The 24,688-nt window shown below is 66.8% G+C and carries 21 protein-coding genes; 9 read left to right on the forward strand and 12 right to left on the reverse strand.

Annotation, left to right across the window (positions count from 1 at the left end; translation table 11 throughout):
• Positions 1–33: 33 nt before the first annotated feature.
• Positions 34–789, reverse strand: coding sequence for a TSUP family transporter (locus tag XW59_RS09220; protein WP_047144951.1), 756 nt, complete (start codon positions 787–789; stop codon positions 34–36).
• A gap of 161 nt (positions 790–950) precedes the next feature.
• On the opposite strand from XW59_RS09220, the gene XW59_RS09225 reads away from it, so the two are divergent.
• A complete protein-coding gene (locus XW59_RS09225; RefSeq protein WP_047144666.1) occupies positions 951–1,376 on the forward strand; it encodes a TerB family tellurite resistance protein in 426 nt (141 codons plus the stop codon).
• Positions 1,377–1,472: 96 nt separating this feature from the next.
• Here the strand turns inward: XW59_RS09225 and XW59_RS09230 are convergent, their stop codons facing one another.
• The 5 genes from XW59_RS09230 to XW59_RS09250 all read right to left on the reverse strand — a co-directional run bounded on the left by XW59_RS09230 (position 1,473) and on the right by XW59_RS09250 (position 8,340).
• Positions 1,473–3,119 carry a dipeptide ABC transporter ATP-binding protein gene (locus tag XW59_RS09230; protein WP_047144667.1) on the reverse strand — a complete coding sequence of 549 codons (1,647 nt, stop codon included), beginning with the start codon at positions 3,117–3,119 and terminating at the stop codon, positions 1,473–1,475.
• Positions 3,116–3,985: an ABC transporter permease gene (locus XW59_RS09235; protein ID WP_047144668.1), complete on the reverse strand. Its 870-nt coding sequence runs from the start codon at positions 3,983–3,985 to the stop codon at positions 3,116–3,118. Before XW59_RS09235 ends, XW59_RS09230 begins: the two co-directional genes overlap by 4 nt.
• Positions 3,986–4,262: 277 nt before the next feature.
• A complete protein-coding gene (locus tag XW59_RS09240) occupies positions 4,263–5,210 on the reverse strand; it encodes an ABC transporter permease (RefSeq protein WP_047144669.1) in 948 nt (315 codons plus the stop codon).
• Positions 5,211–5,394: 184 nt separating this feature from the next.
• Entirely contained in the window at positions 5,395–6,876 is a 1,482-nt protein-coding gene (locus tag XW59_RS09245) for an ABC transporter substrate-binding protein (RefSeq protein WP_047144670.1), read from the reverse strand.
• Between the two features lie 186 nt (positions 6,877–7,062).
• A complete protein-coding gene (locus XW59_RS09250; RefSeq protein WP_047144952.1) occupies positions 7,063–8,340 on the reverse strand; it encodes an acetylornithine deacetylase/succinyl-diaminopimelate desuccinylase family protein in 1,278 nt (425 codons plus the stop codon).
• A gap of 218 nt (positions 8,341–8,558) precedes the next feature.
• Here XW59_RS09250 and XW59_RS09255 point away from each other — a divergent pair, with 218 nt between their 5' ends.
• The 3 genes from XW59_RS09255 to XW59_RS09265 are packed head-to-tail and all read left to right on the forward strand — an operon-like array spanning position 8,559 to position 13,153.
• Complete coding sequence (locus tag XW59_RS09255; protein WP_052958084.1) at positions 8,559–11,408, forward strand: molybdopterin oxidoreductase family protein; 2,850 nt, start codon at positions 8,559–8,561, stop codon at positions 11,406–11,408.
• Between the two features lie 13 nt (positions 11,409–11,421).
• Entirely contained in the window at positions 11,422–12,189 is a 768-nt protein-coding gene (locus XW59_RS09260; protein WP_047144672.1) for a 4Fe-4S dicluster domain-containing protein, read from the forward strand.
• 46 nt (positions 12,190–12,235) lie between these two features.
• Positions 12,236–13,153, forward strand: a complete 918-nt coding sequence (locus XW59_RS09265) for a DmsC/YnfH family molybdoenzyme membrane anchor subunit (protein WP_047144673.1) — start codon at positions 12,236–12,238, stop codon at positions 13,151–13,153.
• A gap of 12 nt (positions 13,154–13,165) precedes the next feature.
• Here XW59_RS09265 and XW59_RS09270 read toward each other — a convergent pair whose 3' ends face one another.
• From XW59_RS09270 to XW59_RS09295, 6 genes are all read right to left on the reverse strand, one after another.
• Complete coding sequence (locus tag XW59_RS09270) at positions 13,166–14,107, reverse strand: lipid A biosynthesis lauroyl acyltransferase (RefSeq protein WP_047144674.1); 942 nt, start codon at positions 14,105–14,107, stop codon at positions 13,166–13,168.
• Positions 14,107–15,135, reverse strand: coding sequence for a zinc-binding dehydrogenase (locus tag XW59_RS09275; protein WP_047144675.1), 1,029 nt, complete (start codon positions 15,133–15,135; stop codon positions 14,107–14,109). Before XW59_RS09275 ends, XW59_RS09270 begins: the two co-directional genes overlap by 1 nt.
• Before the next feature lie 339 nt (positions 15,136–15,474).
• Positions 15,475–16,746: a beta-ketoacyl-ACP synthase gene (locus XW59_RS09280; protein ID WP_047144676.1), complete on the reverse strand. Its 1,272-nt coding sequence runs from the start codon at positions 16,744–16,746 to the stop codon at positions 15,475–15,477.
• Between the two features lie 24 nt (positions 16,747–16,770).
• Positions 16,771–17,958, reverse strand: coding sequence for a beta-ketoacyl-ACP synthase (locus XW59_RS09285; protein WP_047144677.1), 1,188 nt, complete (start codon positions 17,956–17,958; stop codon positions 16,771–16,773).
• Positions 17,959–17,996: 38 nt separating this feature from the next.
• The gene (locus tag XW59_RS09290) at positions 17,997–18,278 is read right to left on the reverse strand and encodes an acyl carrier protein (protein ID WP_047144678.1); all 282 of its coding nucleotides are present in this window, start codon (positions 18,276–18,278) and stop codon (positions 17,997–17,999) included.
• A 113-nt stretch (positions 18,279–18,391) separates the two neighbouring features.
• Positions 18,392–18,946: a histidine phosphatase family protein gene (locus XW59_RS09295; RefSeq protein ID WP_047144679.1), complete on the reverse strand. Its 555-nt coding sequence runs from the start codon at positions 18,944–18,946 to the stop codon at positions 18,392–18,394.
• Between the two features lie 128 nt (positions 18,947–19,074).
• Here XW59_RS09295 and XW59_RS09300 point away from each other — a divergent pair, with 128 nt between their 5' ends.
• From XW59_RS09300 to XW59_RS09320, 5 genes are all read left to right on the forward strand, one after another.
• Complete coding sequence (locus XW59_RS09300; RefSeq protein WP_047144680.1) at positions 19,075–20,025, forward strand: AEC family transporter; 951 nt, start codon at positions 19,075–19,077, stop codon at positions 20,023–20,025.
• 159 nt (positions 20,026–20,184) lie between these two features.
• Positions 20,185–21,642, forward strand: a complete 1,458-nt coding sequence (locus tag XW59_RS09305; protein WP_047144953.1) for an NAD-dependent succinate-semialdehyde dehydrogenase — start codon at positions 20,185–20,187, stop codon at positions 21,640–21,642.
• Between the two features lie 10 nt (positions 21,643–21,652).
• A complete protein-coding gene (locus XW59_RS09310; RefSeq protein ID WP_047144681.1) occupies positions 21,653–22,672 on the forward strand; it encodes an aldose epimerase family protein in 1,020 nt (339 codons plus the stop codon).
• Positions 22,673–22,727: 55 nt separating this feature from the next.
• Positions 22,728–23,171, forward strand: a complete 444-nt coding sequence (locus tag XW59_RS09315) for a FixH family protein (RefSeq protein ID WP_047144682.1) — start codon at positions 22,728–22,730, stop codon at positions 23,169–23,171.
• 4 nt (positions 23,172–23,175) lie between these two features.
• Entirely contained in the window at positions 23,176–24,390 is a 1,215-nt protein-coding gene (locus XW59_RS09320; RefSeq protein ID WP_047144683.1) for a cytochrome c peroxidase, read from the forward strand.
• Positions 24,391–24,688 lie beyond the last annotated feature (298 nt).

The following is a 24,688-nucleotide window of genomic DNA, read 5'->3' on the forward strand; positions in this document are numbered from 1 at the left end:
CGATGATATGGCGAAACGCCGGCGCCGGCAAAGCTAGTAGAAATAGAGCCGGATCGCCAGCACGATGCAGGTGGTGACCAGCAGAGGCTTGATCAGCTTGGCGCCGCTCTTCATGGCGAGGCCGGCGCCGACCCTCGCGCCGAGAAACGCGCAGGCGCCCATCATCAGGCCGATCTTCCAGGAAACGACGCCGACGGCGGCGAAGGCAGCGAAGCCGCCGAGATTGGAGGCGAAGTTGAGAAACTTGGTGTGGGCGGTCGCCTTCAGCACGCCGTAGCCGACGAGCGTGACGAAGGCCAACATGAAGAACGAGCCGGTGCCGGGACCGAAGACGCCGTCGTAGAAGCCGATCACGGGGACGATCGTTGCGCCGAACAGGAAGGGCGCGACGCGCTGGTGGCGGTCGACGTCGTCCATGTTGGGCTTGACGGCGAAGAACAGCGCGATCGCCACCAGCATCGGCGGCAGGACCGCCTGAAGCAGGCCGCCGGGCAGGATCGTCGCGAGCATCGCGCCCGCCACCGCGCCGAGGAAGGAGGCGGCCGCGAAGGGCAGTTGCCGCCTGATGTCGACATGCCCCCTGGAGGCGTAGGCCATGGTCGCCGATGCCGAGCCGAACAGCGATTGCAGCTTGTTGGTGCCGAGCGCTTCCACCGGGGAGAAGCCGGCGAGCAGCAGCACCGGGACGGTGATGAGGCCACCGCCGCCGGCGATCGAATCGATGAAGCCCGCGAAGAAGGCTGCCGCGGCGAGCAGCAGGATGATTTCCCAGGCGAGTTCGGAGAACATGGAGAGAGGCTCTGTGAGGTGACGGCAGCGCTTCGACCACAGCCGGGCGGTTTGCGCAAGCGCGATTTCAGGCCAGGTCACCATGCGTCGGACCGACCGAAAACCGGATTCCAGTTTTCGGTTAGATGCTCTAGCATCGGGGAAAGATTCTGGAGGCGCGCATGGCATTCGGGCTGATTTCGAAACTGAAGGAGCTTTTCGACGGCGACCCCGCCGTCCGCAAGGTCGCCGACGATCCGGCGCTGACGGCGGAACTGCTGCTGCTCTTCCGCATGATCCTGGCCGATGGCGAGGTCAAGGACGGCGAGATGGAGGCGTTGAGGCGCATCTGCCAGGACGCTTTCGGCATCGAGGGCGGGCAGCTTCAGGACGTGCTGCGCTTCCTGCAGGATTTCGGCTACGAGACTTCGACAACGCAGGCGCTCGCCATATTCGAGGAACTGCCGCACGAGCGGCGCGTGGCGCTGGCGCGTCACCTCGCCGACATAGCCAAGGCCGACGCCGATCTGAGCCGGCACGAAGTCCAGCTTCTGGCGCGCACGCTCGAGATGCTCGGCTTGCGGCCGAGGGACGTGGTGAGGGCTTAGGGCAGGTCAGGTTTCACCGAAACACCCCTCCACCACTTCGTGGTCCTCCTCCGCTGCGGGCCCCCACAAGGAGGAGGGGAGTTTTTGATGCGGTTCCTAAGCGACGCCCTGTTCGCCCATGCGGCGCTTCAGCGCCCGGTGAAGGTCGGGCGCGGCCGCCACCAGCGCCCTGGCGGGGTCGGATTGCGGGTTGTCGAGCACTTCGCCGGTCCGGCCGCGTTCGACGATACGCCCCTCGTGCATGACCATCACCTCGTCGGTGATGGCGCGGGCCACCGTCAGGTCGTGGGTGATGAAGAGATAGGCGATGCCGAGCCGCTGGTTGAGGTCGGCGAAGAGGTCGAGCACCTGCGCGCGGATCGACACGTCGAGGGCGGAGACGGGCTCGTCGGCAACGACGAGCCTCGGCCGGGTGATGATGGCGCGGGCGATCGACAGCCGCTGGCGCTGGCCGCCGGAGAATTCATGCGGATATTTGTCCATGTCGGATGCCGACAGGCCGACCTCGTGCAGGGCCGTCGCCACCATCTCGCGCCGCCGCGCCGGTGACGGCTTCTCCTCGAGAAGATGCAGCGGCTCGGCAACCAGCCGCTCGACCTCGTGGCGCGGGTTGAACGAGCCGTAGGGATCCTGGAAAACCACCTGCATGTCGCGCCGGGCGGGTCGGAGCGCCGCCTCATCCATCGCGCTGACCTCCTGGCCGTTGAGCCGGATGGCGCCGGCGGTGGGCCGGTCGAGCGCGAGGATCATGCGGGCGAGCGTGGACTTGCCGCAGCCCGAGCGGCCGACGAGGGCGGTCGATTGCCCCGCCTGGAGCGTGAACGACACGCCGTCGACGGCGCGGAACGGCTCCGGCTTCGAGAAGAGGGAGACACGCCGGCCCGGATAGTCCCTGGTGACGTTCTCGACGGAGAGGAGGGGCGGCAGGTCCTCAAGGCTGCTGCCCCCCGCCGCAGGCCCGTGCTTCTTCCTGTCCGGCACGTGCATGGAGGCGCGGGCGAGCTGGCGGGTGTAGGGATGCTCCTGGCGCGACAGCGTCGGCGCGGTCTCGCCCGCCTCCATCACCTCGCCATGGCGCATGATGGTGATGCGGTCGGCCATGTCGGTGACGACGGCGAGGTCGTGCGAAATGAGCAGCAGGCCCATCCCGCGCTCCGAGACGAGGTCGCGCAGGAGATCGAGGATCTGGGCCTGCAGGACGACGTCGAGCGCGGTGGTGGGTTCGTCGGCGATCAGCAGCTTGGGATTCAGCGCGCAGGCGATCGCGATGACGACGCGCTGGCGCTGCCCGCCGGAAAGCTCGTGCGGATAGCGCGACAGCGGAAATTTGCTTTCCGGCAGGCCGACGCGGTCGAGCATGGCGCGCGCGCGCGCCTCCGCGTCCGCCCGGCTGGCGCCGGTGTGCCAGCGTATGCCTTCGGCGACCTGCTCGCCGATCGTCTTGACCGGGTTGAGCGCGGTCATCGGCTCCTGGAACACCATGCCGATGTCGTCGCCGCGCAGCCGGTTCATGGCGGCCTCGGGTGCCGCCAGGACGTCGATGCCGTCGAAGGCGACGCGGCCCGTGGCGCGCGCCGCGTTGGGCAGGAGCCTCATCACGGCGAGCGCCGTCATCGACTTGCCGGAACCGGATTCGCCGACGAGCCCCATCACCTCGCCCTCCCCGATCGCGAGGTCGACGCCGTTCAGGATCGGAACGCCAGCGATGTCGAGCGACAGCTTTTCGATTTCGAGCAGGCTCATCGCTCGCGCCTCAATTTCGGGTCGAGGACGTCGCGCAGGCCGTCGCCGAGGAGGTTGAGGCCGAGCACGGTGACGACGATGGCGAGGCCCGGAAAGATCGCGAGATGCGGCGCGACCATCATGCGCGTCTGCGCCTCGAACAGCATGCGGCCCCAGGACGGCATGGGCGGCTGCGCGCCGAGCCCGAGATAGGAGAGGCCCGCCTCGGCGAGGATGCCGAGCGCGAACTGGATGGTGCCCTGGACGAGCAGGATCGAGGCGATGTTGGGCAATATGTGCTCGACGGTTATCAGCGTCCCGCTCTTGCCGGCGGCGCGCGCGGCGAGGATGTATTCGCGCGGCCAGATGGCGAGCGCGCCGGCGCGCGCGACGCGGGCGAAGACCGGGATGTTGAAGATGCCGATGGCGATGATGGCGTTGACCGCGCCGGGGCCGAAGATCGCCGTGATCATGACGGCCGAGAGCAAAGCGGGGAAGGCGAAGACGACGTCGTTGAGCCGCATCAGCGCCTCGTCGACGATGCCGCCGCGCGCCGCCGCCCAGCAGCCGAGCGGCACGCCGATCCCCATGCCGATGCCGACCGCGACCACGGCGACGGCGATCGAGTTGCGCGAGCCGACCATGATCATGGAAAGAATGTCGCGGCCGAAATGGTCGGTGCCGAAGGGATGCTGCGCCGACAGGCCCTTCATCCGGTCGGCGACGACCAGGTTGGTGACGTCGTAGGGCGTCCAGAAGAAGGAAAGGACGGCCATCGCGGCGATCGCCGCGGTGATCAGGAAGCCGATCAGGAACGACCGGTTGGCGAAGGCGGCGCGGAGGAGCGTGGTTTCGGAAGGGCGCGTCGGGAGCGGCTCGGCGGTCATGGCGCGCTCCGCGGCGGACGAGGGTGCCGTCTCTGCTTCAGCGGACGACGGGAATGCGACGGGTCGTGCCCCCTGCGCTCCGCCTCCCCGGCTTTTGCCCCCTCCGGCCCTTCGGGCCACCTCCCCCGCTTCGCAGGGGAGGAGCCGGCGCCGGCGGTCGTCCGCGACCTTGGATCCTCTCCTGCGAAGCGGGGGAGATGCCGAGCGGAGCGAGGCGGAGGGGGCAGCGGTTGCTGCCATCGAGGGGGAAAGGTCGCGAACGACATGACGAAACCGCTCATCCCCGCACCCTCAGGCGCGGATCGACCAGCGCGTAGCAGATGTCGACGAGTATGTTCACGACGACGACGCTGGCGACCAGCAGCATGACCACGCCCTCGACGACGATCAGGTCGCGCTGGGTGATCGCCTGGAAGACGAGCCTGCCGAGGCCCGGCAGGTAGAAGACGTTCTCGATGATGATCGTGCCGGCGAGCAGGAAGGCGAATTGCAGGCCGAGAATGGTGAGGACCGGTATCATGGCGTTGCGCAGCGCGTGGCGCCACAGCACGTAGCGCCGCGGCATGCCCTTGGCGCGGGCGGTGCGGATATAGTCCTCGCCGAGCACTTCGAGCATGGCCGAACGGGTGACGCGGGCAAGGATCGCCGCCTGCGGCAGGGCGAGCGCGATCGCCGGCAGGATCAGCGACTTGAGGCCGGGCCAGATGCCGCCGCTCCAGCCGGGAAACCCGCCGGCGGGAACCAGCCGCAGCCAGACGGCGAAGACATAGATCAAGAGCAGCGCGAACCAGAAGTTCGGAACCGCGACGCCGAGCTGCGCGGCGCCCATCGAGACCGTGTCGCCGGCCCTGCCGCGCCTTGCGGCCGCATAGATGCCGACGGGAATGGCGATCGCGGTGGAAAGGACGAGCGAAATGATCGCCAGCGGCAGCGAGACGATCACACGCTCGCCGATGAGATCGACGACCGGCGAGGAATAGGTGTAGGAACGACCGAAATCGCCGGTCAGCAGGCCGCCCGCCCAGTTGAGATAGCGCAGAAGCACCGGCTCGTTGAGGCCCATCTGGTTGCGCAGCGTCTCAAGCGCCTCCGGCGTGGCGTTCATGCCGAGCATGACGCGCGCCGGATCGCCGGGCAGGATCTCCATCACGGCGAAGACGACGACCGAGGCGACGACGAGGGTGAGGAAACCGAAGCCCAGGCGTTTTGCGAGAAAGGCGGTCATGGCACCGGCATCGGGAGGTTGCGGTGCTCTACGGCGTCCCTCTCGGTCCTGCCGGAGCGAGCCCTTCGCTTTCGCTCCGGGCGCCGCGCGGACCGCTTCCCGCCCTCGGCGAGAGGGGAGATGGGCGGCGGCCCGGAGAGGGGCAAAGTAGAGCGCATGTCGTGCCGGCTAGTCTACGACGCCCTCACTCCGCCCACTTCACCTTGGTCAGGTCGGTCGCCTGGATCGGCGCGTTTTCCCACATGCCCTCGAGCTTGGCGTCCCACACGCCGATCTTCGGCAACTGAAACAGGAAGCCGACCGGCGCGTCCGCGGCGAGAATCTTCTGCGCCTGGCCGTAGAGTTCCTTGCGCTTGGCCTCGTCGGAGGTGACGTTCAGCTCCTCGATGACCTTGTTGAACTCGGGATTCTGGTAGTTGAAGTAGTAGTCGGGGCGCGAATAGATATCGATGTCGTTCGGCTCGGTGTGCGAGACGATCGACATGTCGTAGTCCTTGTCGGTGAAGACCTGCTTCAGCCAGTCGGCCCATTCGAGCGGGATGATCTCCAGATTGATGCCGACCTGGCGAAGCTCGGAGGCGACGATCTCGCCGCCCTGGCGCGCGTAGGGCGGCGGCGGCAGCTTGATCGTGGCGGAGAAGCCGTTTTCGAGGCCCGCCTCCTTCAACAGTGCCTTGGCCTTCTCGACATCGTGCGGATAGGTGGCGGTCAGGTCGACATAGGCGGCATTGGCCGGCGAGAAATGCGAGCCGATCGGCGTGCCGAGGCCGGCGGTGGCGCCGTCGATGATCGCCTGGCGGTCGAGCGCGTAGGAGATCGCCTGGCGCACCTTGAGATTGTCGAAGGGCGGCTTCTCGTTGTTCATCGAAAGCACGGTCTCGCCTTCGGTCGAACCGACGACGACCTTGAAGCGCGGATCGGACTGGATCTGGGGCAGGGCGTCGCCGACGGGCGCGTTGGGGAAGGCCTGCACGTCGCCCGACAGAAGCGCGGGAATTGCGGCGGCGGCGTCCGGAACGATGCGGAACTCGGCTTTTTCGAGCGCGACCGGCTCGCCCCAGTAGTCGGGGTTCTTGACCATCGTCACCGACGAGCCCTTGGCCCAGTTCTGGAACGTGAAGGGGCCGGTGCCGATCGGCTTTTCCTTGTTGCCGTCGGCGCTTTCGGGCGCGACGATGACGGCGTCGCCCCAGCCCATATTGTAGAGGAACGAGCCCTGCGGGTGCTTGAGCGTCACCTTGACCGTGGCGGGGTCGACCGCCTCGACATCGTCGATCGCGGCGAAGAGGATCTTCTGGGCGTTGGTGGAGTCCTCGGCACGGGCGCGGTCGAGCGAGAATTTCACGTCCTCGGCATCGAAACCGCTGCCGTCGTGAAACTTGACGCCGGTTCTGAGCTTGAAGGTGTAAACCTTGCCGTCGTCGGAGATTTCCCAGCTTTCGGCGAGCGCGGGAAGCACCTCGCCGCTGGGCCCGATGCGGGTGAGCCCCTCGAAGATGTTGGCGTAGACGATCTCGTCGATCGCGGCGGCCGCGCCGGCGGTCGGGTCGAGATGCGGCGGTTCGAGCACCACGCCCACGACAAGATCGGTGCGGGCGGCGAATGCCGCCGTGCCCGATGCGAGCGCGATCGCCGACGCCACCAGAACGGAGCTCAAAATCTTCATGCTGTTCTCTCCCGGGTTCCCTTCACCCTCGCGGACGGGGCGAAAATTTGATTGCGCCGATAGAAGCGCGAATTTAGCCGTGAGTAAATCGAGTTTATTGCGGTGCAGCGCCGGTCGTGGGAAATCTTTTGCTTTCTGAAGCAGCGCCTTGGCTTGAAGGTCATCGCGTCCGGCAGAAGGAAATAGCTAATGCCGAGCCCCGCGCAGCAGCGCGTCGAGGCCGATCGCCATGACCTTCGCCGATTCGATCATGTCGTCTATGCCGACCCATTCGTCGGGGCGATGGGCGAGGTCGAGGATGCCGGGACCATAGGCGATGCAATCGTGCAGATGGCCGATGCGGGCTATGTGCTTCTGGTCGTAAGTGCCGGGCGAAATTACGTAATCCGGCTCCTTGCCGAAGATTTCGCGGATGCCTTCCGCCACCGCCGTCACGACCGGCGAGGAGCGGTCGGTCATGGTCGGCTGCACCTCCATCAGGTCGCGGATCGCATAGTCGAATTTCGGGCGGTCGCGCTTCAGCCGGTCGAGAATGGAGGTCACCTCGTCCTTCACCTCGGCGATCTCCTCCTCCAGCAGGAAGCGGCGGTCGATCACCAGCCGGCAGGAATCCGGCACGTTGGGCGAGGGCAGGCCGGGGCGGAAATCCTCGGTCTGGCCGCCATGGATCGAATTGATGTTCATGGTCGAGCGGCGCGCTCCTTCCGGCACCACCGGCATCTGCGTCTGCTTGCGGTCGAGCGCGGGAAACAGCTCCTCCTCGAAGGCATGCAGAACCGCGCCCATGTGGCGCACGGCGGAATCGCCGAGGAACGGCATCGAGCCGTGGGCGATCGAGCCCTTCGTCTCGATCTCTGCCCACCAGACGCCGCGATGGCCGAGGCAGATGCGGTCCTTGTTGAGCGGCTCGGGGATGATGACGTGATCGACGCGCGGGCGCGAGAAGAAGCCCTTCGCCGCCAGATAGGCGACGCCGCCATAGCCGCCGGATTCCTCGTCGACGGTGCCGGAAATCTCGATGACGCCGGGAAAGTCGGGATGGACGTCCACGAAGGCCTCGGCGGCAATGATCGAGGCCGCCAGCCCGCCCTTCATGTCGCAGGCGCCGCGGCCATAGACTTTGCCGTCCCTGACGACGCCCGCATAGGGATCGACGGTCCAGCCTTCCCCGGCCTCCACGACGTCGATATGCGAATTGAAATGGACGGTCGCGCCGGGCGAGCGGCCCTCGCGGCGCGCGACGACGTTGGTGCGCGGATAGCGGTCGGTGTCGCCGGGGGTGTCCTGGCCGCGAATCAGCTGCGTCTCGAAGCCGCGCGCCTTCAGCCGCCGGGCGATGTATTCCGCGCAGGGCGTGTAGGCCTCTCCCGGAGGGTTGACCGTGGGGAAGCGGATCAGGTCGACGGTGAGCGCCACAAGGTCTTCCCTGCGGCCGTCGATGGCGCGGTAGAGTTCTTCGTTCATGGCGGTATTGAGCAGGCTCGCGGCTTCATTGGCAAGCTTCCGATCTTGGTCCAGCCCGGCGCTCTCCATTCGTCCATCGCCGGCGAAGGTTCGGCGGGGAGGGATGAAATATCTCCCTTGCCGGCGCATGCCGGGATTATGTTCCACGATTGTGGAAAATTGGGGCATTTCAAACCGACGCGCTCTTCTGTAAGCCTGACGCCATGGGAGTGTCGCCGGTGAAATCGCATGCGCGGGTGGAATTGTCGAAACCGGTCTCGGACGAGGTGCGGAAGACGACCTGCTATATGTGCGCCTGCCGCTGCGGGATCGACGTCCATCTGAAGGACGGCAAGATCCGCTATATCGAGGGCAATCGCGACCACCCGGTCAATCGCGGCGTGCTCTGCGCCAAGGGATCGGCCGGTATCATGCAACATTATGCGCCGGCGCGGCTGAAGGCGCCGATGCTGCGCACCGGGCCGCGCGGCTCCGGCGAGTTCAAGGAAATCTCCTGGGACGAGGCGCTTGGCCTCGCCACCCGGTGGATGGGCGAGGTGCGCGAGCGCGATCCGAAGAAACTCGCCTTCTTCACCGGCCGCGACCAGTCGCAGTCGCTGACCGGCTTCTGGGCGCAGCAATACGGCACGCCGAACTATGCCGCCCATGGCGGCTTCTGTTCGGTGAACATGGCGGCGGCGGGCATCACCACGATCGGCGGCGCGTTCTGGGAGTTCGGCGCGCCGGACTGGGAGCGCACCAAGCTCTTCGTTCTCTTCGGCGTCGCCGAGGACCACGATTCCAACCCGATCAAGATCGGCATCTCGAAGCTGAAGCAGCGCGGCGCGCGCTTCGTCTCGGTCAATCCGGTCAGGACCGGCTATTCGGCCGTCGCCGACAACTGGATCGGCATCCGGCCGGGGACGGACGGGCTGCTCATCCTCGCGCTCGTGCACGAGCTCCTGAAGGCGCGGCGCATCGACGTCGACTACCTCGCGCGCTATTCCAACGCCGCCTGGCTGGTGATCGACGCGCCGGGAACGGCCGATCACGGACTGTTCGCGCGCGACGGGGAGGGCAGGCCGCTCGTCTTCGAGACGGTCACCGAGCAAGCCGTGCCGACCGGCAGCAGAGGCGCGCGGGCAGCACTTTCCGGCCGGTTCACGCTGCCGGACGGGCGCAGCGCCGTGCCGTCCTTCCAGCTCCTGGCGGAAGAATATCTCGACCCGAAATACGCGCCCGAGGCCGTCGCCTCAAAAACCGGCGTGGACGCGGCGACGATCCGCGGGCTGGCCGCCGAGATCGGCCGCGTCGCCTTCGACGAGGCGATCGAGATTTACGAGCCGTGGACGGACGTGAACGGCGAGCGCCACCAGTCCTTCGTCGGGCGGCCGGTCTCCTTCCACGCGATGCGCGGCATCTCGGCCCATTCCAACGGCTTCCAGACGGCGCGCGCGCTGCACATGCTGCAGGTCTTGATCGGGGCGGTCGACTGTCCCGGCGGCTTCCGCTTCGAGCCGCCCTATCCCAAGCCGCTGGAGGCGCATCCGCGCCCGCACGGCAAGGCGGAGCATTTCGGCTCGAACCAGCCGCTGTCCGGACCGCATCTGGGCTTTCCGCTCGGCCCCGAGGACCTGCTGGTCGACGAGGAGGGCAGGCCGGCCCGCATCGACAAGGCGTTCTCCTGGGAGGCGCCGATCTCGGCGCACGGGCTGATGCACATGGTGATCGCCAACGCGCATGCCGGCGATCCGTACCCGATCGACCTGCTGTTCCTCTATATGGCGAACATGGCCTGGAACTCGTCGATGAACACGGGCGGCGTCATCCGCATGCTCGAGGACAAGGACGAGGAAACAGGCGAATACCGCATTCCGAGGATCATCTATTCGGACGCCTATTCGTCGGAGATGGTCGCCTATGCCGACCTTGTCCTGCCCGACACGACCTATCTGGAGCGCCACGACTGCATATCGCTGCTCGACCGGCCGATCTCGGAGCCGGACGCGGTCAACGACGCGATCCGCTGGCCGGTGGTGGAGCCCGACCGCGACGTGCGCGCCTTCCAGTCGGTGCTGATCGATCTCGGCGGGCGGCTGAAGCTGCCGGGCTTCGTCGACCATCGCGGCACGCCGCTCTACGAGGATTATGCGGACTATATCGTGCGCCACGAGCGCCGGCCGGGCATCGGCCCGCTGGCAGGCTTCCGCGGGCTTGCGGGCGACCGTGTCGGGCGAGGGGCGGTCAACCGCGACCAGTTGCGGCGCTATATCGAGAACGGCTCGTTCTTTTCGGCCCATATTCCGGCCGAGGCGCAGTTTTTCAAGCATGCCAACGCCGCCTATCAGGACTTCGCGGTGAGGATGGGCTTCTTCGACAAGCTGCAGCCGGTGACCTTCCAGCTCTATTCGGAGGTACTGCAGAAATTCCGGCTGTCGGCGGAGGGGCTGCGCGAGCCGGTCGCGCCCGAAATCCACCGCAGCCGCATTCTTTCCGCGTTCACGCCGCTGCCGGCCTGGTACCAGCCGCTGGAGGAGGCGGCGCTGGACGAGGAGGCGTTTCCCTATCACGCGATCACCCAGCGCCCGATGGCGATGTATCATTCCTGGGGCTCGATGAATGCTTGGCTGCGGCAGATCCACACCAAGAACCCGCTCTACGTGCCGGGCGCGATCTGCGACGCGCACGGCCTGAAGGATGGCGACTGGATCTGGGTCATCTCGCATCACGGCCGCATCAAGGTGGAGATCGCGCATTCGGACGCGGTCAATTCGCGTACCATGTGGACATGGAACGCGATCGGCAAGCGCGGCGGCGCCTGGGCGCTCGATCCGAAATCGCCGGAGGCCGAGAAGGGTTTTCTGATGAACCACCTGATCCACGAGCTTCTGCCGCCGAAGGGCGACGGCATGCGCTGGTCGAACTCCGACCCGGTGACGGGGCAGGCGGCATGGTACGATTTGCGCGTGCGCATCGAAAAGGCGGAACCCGGCGAGACGAGCGAGCCGCATTTTTCCGACATGGCCGGGTTGCGGCGGGGCGAGGAGGTTCCGGCCGAGCTGCGCTACGGGCAGGAGTGGAGCAAATGATGCGGAGACGCCCGTGACCTCGCTTCCGCCCGCGCCCACCCCGAAGCAACTCGGCCTCGTCATCGACCTCGATGTCTGCGTGGGATGCCATGCCTGTGTCGTCTCGTGCAAGGAATGGAACACCGGCGGTTATGGCGCGGCGCTTTCGGACCAGGACCCGTACGGGCCGAACGTTTCCGGCGCATGGCTCAATCGCGTGCATTCCTACGAGGTGGTTCCTGACGGCGGCGAGATCGTCGGCGAGTCGGGCGAGGCGCGCATCGTGCATTTCCCGAAATCCTGCCTGCACTGCGAGGACGCGCCCTGCGTCACCGTCTGCCCGACCGGGGCCTCGTACAAGCGCGCCGACGACGGCATCGTGCTGGTGGACGAATCCATGTGCATCGGCTGCGGCCTGTGCGCCTGGGCCTGCCCCTACGGCGCGCGCGAGATGGACCTTGCCGCCGGCGTGATGAAGAAATGCACGCTCTGCATCGACCGCATCCACAACGAGACGATCGAGGAGGTCGACCGCGTGCCGTCCTGCGTGCGCACCTGCCCGGCGAATGCGCGCCATTTCGGAGATCTGGCCGACCCGGGCTCGGATGTGTCCAGGATGGTGGCCGAGCGCGGCGGCATGGACCTGATGCCGGAGCAGGGAACGCGACCGGTCAACAAATATCTGCCGCCGCGCGCCCGCAGGCCGTTGGCGGCGAGCGCTCCGGGTATACCGCTCGCCGAGGAGACGGACGGAGCGAAGGGCTTCTTCGCCTGGCTCGACGGCATGCTGGACAGGATTTGAATGTTCGATCGCCCAAAGATTTTGCCCGCGAGGGCGGCATAAGCCCATGCACCCCGCGCTGTCGATCATCCTCTTCACGACGATTTCGGGGCTCGGCTACGGGCTTGCGGCCGTGCTCGGCCTCGGCATGCTCGATCCGACGGCGGTGCCGACGAAGGTCGCGCATTTCGCCGCTCTCGCCCTGATCTCGGGCGGGCTGCTTTTCTCGACGCTGCATCTGGGCAATCCGCAGCGCGCGTGGCGGGCGTTCTCGCAATGGCGGTCGAGCTGGCTGTCGCGCGAGGGCGTGATGGCGATCGTCACCTTCGTGCCGCTCTGCATGGGCGCCTATGCGGCGATCTTCGAGAGCCGCCATCTCGTGGTTTCCGGCCTGATCGGCGCGGCCTGCGCGGCCGTCACCGTCTACTGCACCTCGATGATCTATGCCTCGCTGAAATCCGTCCAGGCATGGCACACGCCGTGGACGCCCGCCTGCTACCTGCTTTTTTCGGCAGCCGGCGGGCTGCTGCTCGGCGTGTTCTTCGCCGCGATCGCCGGGGCGGGCGGCGCGCTCATGCAGATGCTGGCGCTGCTGCTGCTTGCCGCCGCATGGGCGGCGAAGTTCCGCTGGCGGCGGGAGATGCTCGCGATGCGGCCGCTTTCGACGCCCGAAAGCGCCACCGGCCTCGGCCATATCGGCCAGGTGAAGCTCTTCGAGCGCCCGCATGTCAACGAGAACTACCTGACCCGCGAGATGGGCTTCAAGGTCGCGCGCAAGCACGCGGAGAAACTGTGGCGCCTCGCGGTTCTTCTCGGAGGCATGATGCCGGCGCTGCTGCTGGTGGCGATGCCGGCCGCCTCGGGCTGGCTCGCGGTCGCGCTCGCGGCGGCGGCCGTGGCCGCGCATTTCCTCGGGGTCCTGGTGGAGCGCTGGCTGTTCTTCGCCGAGGCCCGGCACGCCGTCATGAACTATTACGGCGGCTGATCGGATCGGCCTTCAGATCGACCAGCGCTTGTGGAACCACATCCACTGGCCCGGCGCCTCGCGCACCCAGCCCTCGACGGTGTCGTTGAGCATCTGGCAGGTCGCCTGAACGTCGACCGCACCCTTCTTGTTGCGCGGCAGCTCGATCCTGTCCATCACCTCCAGCCGGTAGCGGTTTCCCGGCAGCCGGATCGAGCGCGCCGGATAGACGTCGCAATCATATTGCCGCGCCAGCTTGGCGACCAGCGGGCTGGTGTTGCAGGGCCGGTCGAAGAAGGTGGTGCGCACGCCGTTCTGGAACTTCTGGTCGACGAGCGCGCCGATATTGCCGCCGCGCTCCAGGATGCGGGCGAGACCGAAGGCGGCACCGGCCCGCGACGCCAGCAACTCGCCCATGGAAGCGGCGCGGGTGGTGAAGATGTACTCGGCGAGATAGGGATTGTTGGGTGCGCGGAAGAGCGCGGTCACCGGCAATTCGAAGGTCGCGGCGGCGACCGGCAGGAGCTCGAAATTGCCGAGATGCGCGGTAAAGAAGATGTGCGGCCTCTTCTCCTCGCGCAGGCGGATGAAAATGTCCTTGCCGATCACCTCGACGCGGCCCGGCGCGTCGGCATGGGGGTCGAAGTCGAAGAGCTGGTCGAGGAAGATGTACTCGGTGGCGAGCCGCGCCATGTTGCCCCACATGTCGGACGCGATTTCCGCGATCTCGGCTTGCGATTTCTCCGGATAGGCCTGGCGGAGATTGTCGAGCGCGACGCGGTGCCGGCCGACCAGGGGGCCGACCTTGCGGGCGGCCTTGTCGGCGAAGTTCAGCGCCTTGTCGGGCGGCAGGCGGCGCAGGATCGACAGCGCGCCCATGGCCGCCTGGGCGATCAGCCAATATTCGGCGTTCTTCAGCCAGCGCGCCGTGCGGTAGACGAGCGGCCGCAGGAAAGGCTCGCGCCCCCTGGCCATCAGCCGACCCGAAGGATGATCTTGCCGAAGACGTCGCGGCCTTCCATGCGCTCGAGGGCGCGGCCGATATCGTCGAAGCCGACTTCGGTGTCGACGACGGGATGGACGATGCCGGCGGCCATCTTCTGCATGGCGTCGGTCATGTTCTCCATGCGGCAGCCGAAGGAGCCGAAGATCTTCAACTGCTGCTGGAAGAGCTGCATCAGGTTCATCGAGGTCGACACGCCCGAGGTGGAGCCGCAGGTGACGAGGCGCGCGCCGCGCTTCATGCAGAGCATGGAGCCGGCCCAGGTGTCCGCGCCGACATGCTCGAACACGACGTCGACGCCCTTCTTCCTGGTGATCTTGCGCACCACGCCCTCGAAGCGGTCCTCGCGATAGTTGATGACGTGGTCGGCGCCGAGCGCCTTCGCCTTGTCGATCTTGTCGTTGGAGCCGACGGTGGTGATCACGGTGCAGCCCATGCGCTTGGCGAGCTGGATCGCGGCCGAGCCGATGCCCGAGCCGCCGGCGTGGACGAGGATCGTCTCGCCCGGCTCCAGCCTGGCATTGTCGAAGAGCATGTGCTCGACCGTGCCGAAGGTGACCGGCGCGACCGCGGCCCCGATATCGTCGACGCCGGGCGGGGCCGGCACCAGCAGGCGCGCCGGGAGGTTGACCTTCTCCTGCGCGAAACCGTCGAGATGGAAACCGTGAACGCCGGAGACGTGCTCGCAGAGATTGTCGCGCTTCTCCCGGCAGGCGCGGCAGCGGCCGCAGGTGCGCGCGCCGTAGATGGAGACCAGCTCGCCGACGGCGAGGCCGGAGACGCCCGCGCCGAGTTCCTCGACCACGCCCGAGGCTTCCGCGCCGACGACCAGCGGCATCTTGCGCTTGGCGAAGGCCATGCCGCGCCAGCCCCAGACGTCGATATGGTTGAGGGCGACCGCCTTGATCCGCACCGTGACCTCGCCATGGGCCGGCGGCGGTGGAGGCGGCAGGTCGACGGATTCGAGGCGGCGGTCTTCGATGAGTTGGAGTGCGCGCATGGGGATCCTGTCGAGTTCAAAAGAGAGCAAGTGCGTCCTTCGAGGCTCGCTCCGCTCGCACCTCAGGATGAGGAACGAAAGGCGCTACTCCCTCCCAGGATGAGGAACGAAAAACGCTACTCTCCTCCCAGGATGAGGAATGAAAGGCGCTACTTCCCTCCCAGGGGAACGAAAGGCGCTACCTTCCCTCTCCAGGATGAGGAGCGAAGGGCACTTCCCTCCCATGGAGCGAGAGCGCCCGCTCCTTCAGTTCCTGGCGCTCGCCTTCCTCATCCTGAGGTGCGAGCGGAGCGAGCCTCGAAGGACGCACGAAATGCCGAAAGAGGTCGATGGCCGCTACTAAACCGGTTCCCGCGCCATGACAAGGCAGGTGTTCTGTCCGCCGAAGCCGAAGGAGTTGGAAAGGGTGGTCGAGACCCGCGCCTCGCGCTTCACGTTCGGCACCACGTCCAGCTCGATAGCGGGGTCCGGATTGTCGTAGTTGATGGTCGGCGGAATGACGCCCTCGCGCATCGTCAGCAGCGAGAACACCGCCTCGATGGCGCCGGCGGCCGACAGCGTGTGGCCGATCATCGACTTGTTGGACGAGATCGGAATGTCGCGCATGCGTTCGCCGATCACCGTGGAAAGCGAAAGATGCTCCATCTTGTCGTTTTCGGGCGTCGAGGTGCCGTGGGCATTGACGTATTCGATCTCGCCCTCGTCCATGCCGGCGTCGTCCAGCGCCGCCTTGACGGCTGCGATCGCCGGCGAGCCATCGGGCTTGGAGCGGGTGCGATGGAAATCGTCGGCCTTCTCGCCGCAGCCGCGCATGACGCCGAGGATCCGCGCGCCGCGCGCGAGCGCGCTTTCGAGCGATTCCAGGACGAGCGCCCCGGAGCCCTCGGCGAGCACGAAGCCGTCGCGATCCTTGGAAAAGGGCTTCGATGCCTTCTCCGGTTTCTCGTTCTGCGTCGAAAGGGCCGACAGCAGCGAGAAGCGGATCAGCGCTTCCGCGGTCGCCGAGCCGTCGGCGCCGATGGAGAGCGCCCGGTCGCATTCGCCGCGCCTGATCGCCTCGACGCCGAGCTGGATCGCGGTCGCGCCGGAGGCGCATGCGGTGGAAAGCGTGATCGGGAGGCCGCGCGTGCCGAAACGGTCGGCGATCTGGTCGGCGATGGTGCCGAACTGGCAGGCGTCGAAGGTGGCTGCGGTGAGCCGTTCGCGCGCCACCGTCAGGAGGCGCAGATAGCCGGGCTGGGTCTCGTCGGCGCCGTCATAGAGCGCGAGCCGGTCGTGCCAGTCGAGCTCCACGGGTGGAGAGGCGAGGAAGAGCGGGCCGGCGAAATGATTGCCGCCGAAGCCGGCCATGCCGATCGCCTCGGTCGCGGCAAGCTCGGCGAGCTCGTAGGTGAGGGCGCTCGCGCCCTTGTCGCTCGACGCCAGGAAATCGACCGTGCCGGCGATCGTCGTGTTGAGATGGTCGATCGGGAAGCGGGTGATCGGATGGATGCCGGACTTGCCGGAGGTCAGCGCCGCCCAATTGTCGGCGACGCCCTGACCGAGCGAGGTCACCACGCCGACGCCGGTTGCGACGACGATCGGTCTGCCAAGATGATCGGTGGTTTTCACGTGACCGCTCTCTCGTCTGTTGCGTCAGGATGCGACGACGAGCGCCGCACCTTCGAAGCGATGATAGCCTATGGCCGTGGCCAACGCCGAATCCACATTTCCCGCGAACTCGCGCTCGTTCTCGGGATCAAAGGGCGGATAGGCCGCGCCGTTGCTGATCGCCAGCGCGGCGAGCGCGATGGCGAAGGGGAACTGCGCCTCCTTCATGTGGCCGGTCAGCGTCGAGAAGCCGCGCGCGGCGAAACTGCTGGAGGCCTGCAGCGCGTTGCGCTCGGCGCCCGTCGCGGCATGCGCGCCGGAAGCACCGGAAATCGCCATCATCGGATCGTTCGACGGAGCGACGGTGCGGATCAGGCCGGAGATCGCCTCGACGAGATTGCCCTCGCCGCGCCGCGCGCGCCCGGATGCGACCCGGCCGATGGCGGCGTAGCTCTTGCGCCCGCGCTTTTCGGCATGCTCGCGCGATTCGAGCACCAGGAAGGCCGCGCCCGAACCGGTGATGACGCCGCCGCCGTCATTGGCCGCGCGCTGCCACACCGATTTCCACCTTTTGCGGTGCAGGAAACCGCCGAGCTCGTAGGCGAGCAGCATGTCGGAATGCTCGGTCTGGAAGGCGCCACCGACGAGCACGTGGCTCGACTGGCCGGAACGGATGCGAGCGGCCGCGGTTTCCACCGCCGATACGCCGGCACCTTCCTCGCCCATGAAGGTGCGCGACGAGCCGGTCACCTTGTGGACGATGGAGATGTTGCCCGCCAGGAGGTTGGAAAGCTGCGCGAGGAAAAGGGTGGGACGCAGTTCCGTCGTCAGCTTCTCGTTGAGAAGGACGTCGCGGTCGTTGCGCGTGCGCGCCGCATCGAGGATGCCCTGGTCGACCGCCTCGTCGCGCTCGCCGCCGCCCGCCGCCACGATCATGTCCATGGTGGAGCAGAGCGCCTCGTTCTCCTTCATCCCGGCATCGTCGAGCGCGAGCCCGGCGGTGTAGGTGCCGAGCCGCTGCCATGTCTCCATCTGCCGCTGGTCGCCGCGCTTGGCGATCTGGCGGCTCCAGTCGATCTCGGGCAGGGGATGGATGGTGTAGGGCGAATAGCGCTCAGCATCGATGACCGGCGGCAAGCCGGGCTTCGACAGCGCCTGCCAATGCGCGTCCGCCCCCTCGCCGAGCGAGGAGACGAGGCCGATGCCGGTTATGACGACGTCGCGTGCGCTCATGGATGCGTCATGCGCGGTTCACGGGACGAGACGCCATCTCAGGCCGCCTTGGCGGCGACGAGGGCGTCGATCTTGGCGCAGAGGTTCTCCATGACGAAATATTCCTCGGTCGAAACCTTGCCGTCATTGACCTCCTGGGTCCACTTCTCCAGCGGAACCTTGATGCCGAATTCCTTGTCGATCGCGAAGACGATGTCGAGGAAGTCGAGGCTGTCGATGCCCAGATCGTCGATCGTGTGGCTCTTCGGGGTGATCGTCGAGCGGTCGATCTCGCTGGTTTCAGCGATGATGTCTGCGACCTTGTCGAATGTGGATGTCACTGCAAATTCCCTCGAAATAGGGGCTTATCAATTCAAATGATCTGCGGCTCTCTAATCGGTTTTTGACGGCAGGAAAAGGGCGGCCCGCCAAAAAGTGCCCGCCGCCGGGCGCGTCAATTGAACACGATTCGCCCCGTGATGTGCAGGCCACCATCGTTCGGTGTCACGATTATGGCCTCTCCCTCGCGCGCCCGCGAACCCGTCAACGCGGTTATGTTCTCCTCGTCGGTGACGAAAACCAGATTGCCGGAACCCGAATAGTCGCGAATCAGCTCCATGACGGCTTTCGTGCGCTCCTCTTCCTTGTCGGGCTCGTGGGCGAGCGAATCCAGCGCCTCGATCTCCTCGACCAGGCTGTCGCCGAAGGCGAGACGCGCGGTTTCGCGCGAACGGCAAAAGCGGCTCGAATAGACATGCTCGACCGGCTCGGCGCGGGCGGCGAAGAGCGCGCCGATGCGGCGGGCCTGCAGGCGGCCGCGCTCGGAGAGGTTGCGCTGGGTGCGGCAATTCTCGATGTCGAAATTGGCCGGATCCCCGGCGCCGGGCGCGTTCGCATGCCGCAGGAGCACGATCTGCCCGCCATTGCGCAGGAGCGCCCAGCCAGCCTCGGTGGCGTGGACGGGCACGGCGAAAAGCATCAGTGTGACGGCCAGGGCGATGCGCAGCATTCAGTATCCTTCATCATCTCTTCCATATAGGGACGCGAACACGCGCTGAAAGACAAGCCGGCTTCGGCATGCATCTTCCGCCGAGCCACGGTTGCCGGAAGCGGTTATATGGGATAACCGGATTTGCGATGTCTTCCCTCGCAGAAACCATCGCCTTCGTCTTCGGTCTCATCGCGCTCGGCTACCTGGCCGGATGGACGGGTCTGCTGCGCACGCAGGTCGGCGATGCGATGACCGATTTCGCCGTCGCAATCGCGGTTCCGGTGCTGCTCTTCCGGACGCTGATGAACGTCGATTTCCACGGCGCGGCGCCGTGGGAGCTGTGGTTCTGCTATTTCAGCGCGGTGGTGGTGGCGTGGATCGTCGGCCAGGCGACGATCAAACGCGTCTTCAGGCGCGACGCGCAGGCCGCGGTCGTCGGCGGCATCGCGACCTCGTTCTCCAATCTCGTGCTTCTGGGGATACCGCTGGTTCTCGGCGTGTTCGGCCAGGCCGGATTCGATGTCCTTTCGCTGCTGATTTCGGTTCACCTGCTGGTGATGATGGCGGCGTCGGTCACCATGTTCGAACTGGTTGGAAACCGCGACGGGAAGCCCTCCGACCCGCTGCGCGTCCTGCGCGACTTCCTGCGCAACCTGCTCGTCAATCCGCTGGTCGTGGGCATCCTTGCCGGGCTCGTCTGGCGGATGACGGGTTTCGGCCTGCCGGCGCTCGGCCACCGCTTCGTGGACGCGCTGGCCGATCTCGCGGGACCCGTGGCGCTCTTCGCGATGGGGCTCAGCCTGCGCAAGTTCGGCCTGTCGGGCCACATCCTGCCCGCCTTCACCCTTTCGATGCTCAAGCTGATGCTGATGCCGGCCGCCGCGCTGGTCATGGCGCTGCTCGTCGGCCTGCCGCCGCTGACGGCGAAGATCGCGGTTGCCGCGGCCTCGCTGCCGACGGGAGTGAACCCCTACCTGATCGCCACCAAATTCGGCACCGGCCAGGCGCTTGCCTCCAACACCATGACGATCGGCACCGCCTGCGCGGCGCTGACGACGGCGTTCTGGCTGGCGGTGGCACAATGGGTTTTCGGCTGACGGGCTTGGCATATCGGGGCGAGCCACTAGGTTAGAGATTGAACCGGCCGCCTTCCGCAGGGTAAGAGCGTTCGCCGGGCGCGGCCGGTTTTTCGAACACCGCCAGCCGCTTTCGACAAGATCATGAACCATGCGGGCAACCGCCGACGGGAGGCATACATGCTCCAGAAGACCAGCCATTTCATGCGCCAGGCCAATCTCATCAACGGAGAGTGGGTCCAGGCCGATTCGGGCGCCACGATCGACGTGATCAATCCGGCGACCGGACAGAAGATCGGCACCGTGCCGAAAGCGGGCAAGGACGAGACGCGGCGGGCGATCGAGGCGGCGAACGAGGCCTTCAAGACCTTCCGCAAGACCTCGGCGCTGGAGCGCTCCAAGCTGTTGCGCAAGCTGCACGACGCCATCATGGACAATCAGGACGCGCTGGCCGAGCTGCTGACGCTCGAGCAGGGCAAGTCGTTCACCGAAGCCAAGGGCGAGATCGGCTCGTCGGCCGCCTACGTTCTCTGGTTCGCCGAGGAGGCGCGCCGCACCTATGGCGACGTGGTGCCGAGCCCGTGGGCCGATCGGCGCATCCTGGTGACCAAGGAGCCCGTCGGCGTCATCGCCGCGATCACGCCGTGGAACTTCCCGTCCTCGATGCTGTCGCGCAAGATCGGCCCGGCGATCGCGGCCGGCTGCACGGCGGTCGTCAAGCCTGCCTCGCAGACGCCCTATTCGGGGCTTGCCTGGGGCGCGCTGTGCGAAGAGGTCGGCATTCCGAAGGGCGTGGTCAACATCGTCACCGGCTCGGCCGGAGAGATCGGCGACGAGATCTGCGCCAACCCGCTGGTCAAGAAGATCACCTTCACCGGCTCGACGGAGGTCGGCAAGCTGCTGATCGAGAAGTCGGCCACGACGGTGAAGAAGGTGTCGATGGAGCTCGGCGGCAACGCGCCGTTCCTGATCTTCGACGACGCCGACATCGATCGCGCGGTCGAGGGCGCGATCACCGCGAAATACCGCAATTCCGGCCAGACCTGCGTCTGCACCAACCGCTTCTTCGCGCAGGCGGGCATCTACGACAAGTTCGTCGAGAAGCTCGCCGCGGCCTCGGAGGGCCTGAAGGTCGGTCCGGGCATGGAGGACGGCGTCCAGCAGGGACCGCTGATCGACGACAAGGCGGTCGAGAAGGTCGAGGAGTTCATCGCCGACGCAGCCGCCAAGGGCGGCACGGTCGTCACCGGCGGCAAGCGCCACGCGCTCGGCGGCTCGTTCTTCCAGCCGACGGTGATTTCGGGTGCCACGCCGAAGATGAAGTTCATGAAGGAGGAAATCTTCGGACCGGTCGCGCCCGTCTTCAAGTTCGAGACCGAGGAAGAGGCCGTGGCGCTCGCCAACGACACCGAATTCGGCCTTGCCTGCTATTTCTACACCGGCGATCTCGGCCGCGCCTTCCGCGTCATGGAAGGGTTGAAATACGGCATGGTGGGCGTCAACGAGGGCCTGATCACCACGCCGGAGGCGCCGTTCGGCGGGGTCAAGGAATCCGGCCTCGGCCGCGAGGGCGGACATCAGGGCATCGAGGACTATCTCGACACCAAATATGTCTGCATCGGCGGTCTCGGCCTCTAGGAGCAGCGCCATGGCGGGCGAGGACTTCGGCGTCACCGGCGAAGGAAAACCCGTCCATCGCCTTTCCATTTCGGGCGGCGGGCTTTCCGCCCAAATCCTGACGCTCGGCGCGATCGTCCAGGACCTGCGCCTGGCCGGACACCCCGACCCGCTGGTGCTCGGCTATGAAACGCTCGACGACTATCTCGTCCATTCGCCCTATTTCGGGGCGATCGTCGGGCGCTACGCCAACCGGATCGCCGGCGGCCGCTTCGTCGTCGACGGCGAGCGCTTCGCGACCGACCGCAACGACCGCGGCAACACGCTGCATGGCGGCTCGGAAGGGCTCGACCGCCGCGTCTGGCGCGTCGAGGCGCAAGGCGGCGATTTCGTCACCCTCGCCATCCTCGACCCGGACGGAGAGATGGGGTTTCCCGGAAACCTCGACATTCGCTGCACCTACCGGCTCAAATGGCCGGGCACGCTGTCGGTCGAGCTGTCGGCGACGACGGACGCCCCGACGCCGTGCAACCTGGCGCATCATTCCTATTTCAACCTCAACGATGGCGGCCGGACCTCGATCCTCGACCATCGGATGACCATCTCCGCGCATGCCTATCTGCCGATCGACGAGACCGGCATTCCGACAGGAGCGGCCATTCCCGTGCAGGGCACGCGCTACGATTTCATCCTGCCGCGGACGATCAGGCTCGATGGCGAGGACGAGACGCTCTACGACCACAATTTCTGCCTGACCGCAGCGCGCGAACCGCTGCGCCAGGTCGCCTGGGCGCAAGGCACGAATTCAGGCGTGGAGATGGAGGTCTGGACCACCGAGCCGGGGCTACAATTCTTCACCGGCCAGTTTCCGGACCGCGAGACGCCGGGGCTCGAAGGACGCGCCTACAAATCCTTCGCCGGCTTCTGCCTCGAGCCGCAGTTCTGGCCGGATGCGCCCAACCGGCCCTATTTTCCGAACGCGACGCTGCGGCCGGGCGAGGAATACAGGCAGCACAGCGAATTCCGCTTCCGGCTGCCGCAAGACGTTTGATCGGCCCCGGCTTAGCCGCTAGTTTCGCCGGAATCTCAACGGGCGGGCAGAATCCATGGCGGGGAAGAGCAGGACCATACTCATCGTTGCGGCGGGCATCGCGGCGATCGTGATCGCCGGCATGCTCGCGATGCATTTCCTTTCCGCTCCGTCGGACGACCTCGACCTCTCGCGCAGCAAGGCCTCGGCCGCCGGCCTCTACCGGGTCTCGGTCGCGCCCGAGGCCGAGCCGCTGCGGCAGGGGCCGCTGCATTCCTGGATCGTGACCGTCGCCACGCCGGACGGCGCGGCGGTGGAGGACGCGCGGATCACGGTCGACGGCGGCATGCCGCAGCACAGCCACGGCCTGCCGACTGAACCGCAATCGACGGGGCACATCGGCGACGGCCGCTACCGCATCGAGGGGGTCCGGTTCAACATGGGCGGCTGGTGGGTGCTCAAATTCGCGATAGAAGCGCCCGCGGGACGGGACGAGGCCGAGTTCAACGTCGTATTATAGCGGGATGGAGAAGCCGTTCCGCAGAATTTTCCGGCTCGTCGCCCTTGCCGCGGCGCTGGCGCTCGGCGCCTGCAAGCCCTCCGGCTTCTCGGAGGAGGAGAAGCGCATCATCGGGCAATTGCGCCTCTCCGAGCTGGCGAAGCTGCAGCCCGACCCGACCAATCGCCATGCCGACGAGCCGCTGGCGGCCGCCTTCGGCGCGACGCTGTTCTTCGACACGCGGCTGAGCAGCGACGGCGTGGTCTCCTGCGCGACCTGCCACCAGATCGACAACCAGTTCCAGGACGGCCTGCCGCTCGCCAGGGCGATCGGCATCACCGACCGCCGCACCATGCCGCTGGCGGACGTGGCGCACGGGCCGTGGTTCTTCTGGGACGGGCGACGCGACAGCCTGTGGGCGCAGGCGCTGGTGCCGCTGGAGGAAGCGCGCGAGCACGGCGGCAACCGCACGGCTTATGCGCGGATGATGGCGGAGCGCTACCGCGAACGCTACGAGCGTATCTTCGGGCCGCTGCCGGATTTCTCCGGGCTTCCCGAAAACGCCTCGCCGCTGGGAACGGAGGCGGAGAGGGCGGTGTGGACGGCGATGGGCGAGGCGGAGCGCGACGCCGTCGATCGCGTCTTTTCCAATATCGGCAAGGCGATCGCGGCGTTCGAACGCACCATCGCGCATGGCGAAACGCGCTTCGACCGCTTCGCCGAGGCTGTCGTCGCGGGGCGCGAGCCGGAAGGCGACGCGCGGTTCTCGGCGCTGGAGATCGAGGGGCTGAAGCTCTTCATTGGCAAGGCGAACTGCATCGACTGCCATAACGGGCCGCGTTTCACCGACGATCATTTCCATAATACCGGCGTGCCGCCGGTCGAGGGATTGCCGGACGATCGCGGCCGCGCGCAGGCGGTCGCGGAGCTCGTCGGCGACCCGTTCAACTGCCTCGGGAAATACAGCGACGCGGGACCGGAGGCATGCGAGGAGCTGCGCTTCATGCGGCGCGACGGCGCGGAGCTCGAGCGCGCCTTCAAGACGCCGTCGCTGCGCGGCGCGGCCGCCCGACCGCCCTACATGCATTCGGGCCAGATCGCGACGCTGGAGGAGGTGGTCGACCATTACAGCCGCGCCCCGGAGGCCGCCTCCGGGCAGAGCGAGATCGGGGGCGTGATCTTCACCGACCGCGGCAAGGCGGCGCTGATCGCCTTCCTGAAGACGCTGGACCCGGGATAGCGCGTCCTTCGAGGCTGTCCTTCGACAGGCCCCCCTTCGACAGGCTCAGGATCGCATCTCGGGATGAGGCCCTTCGAGGCTCGCTGCACTCGCACCTCAGGATGAGGGAGGTTGCCCTTCGCCCTGGGCAAGCTCAGGGCCGGGTGCGGCTCGGGGGAGTGAGGTCGGCTCCCCTTCGGACCAGCTTTGGGCTCAGGGATGACATCGGGGGCGGGGCTGTGCAGCCCGGAGATACCACGCCATCGGCTCTTGGCGGTTCGTTATCCTCGGGCTTGACCCGAGGATCCACGCGGGGAAC

It is taken from the genome of Aquamicrobium sp. LC103, from assembly GCF_001014615.2.
Classification (GTDB): domain Bacteria; phylum Pseudomonadota; class Alphaproteobacteria; order Rhizobiales; family Rhizobiaceae; genus LBCQ02.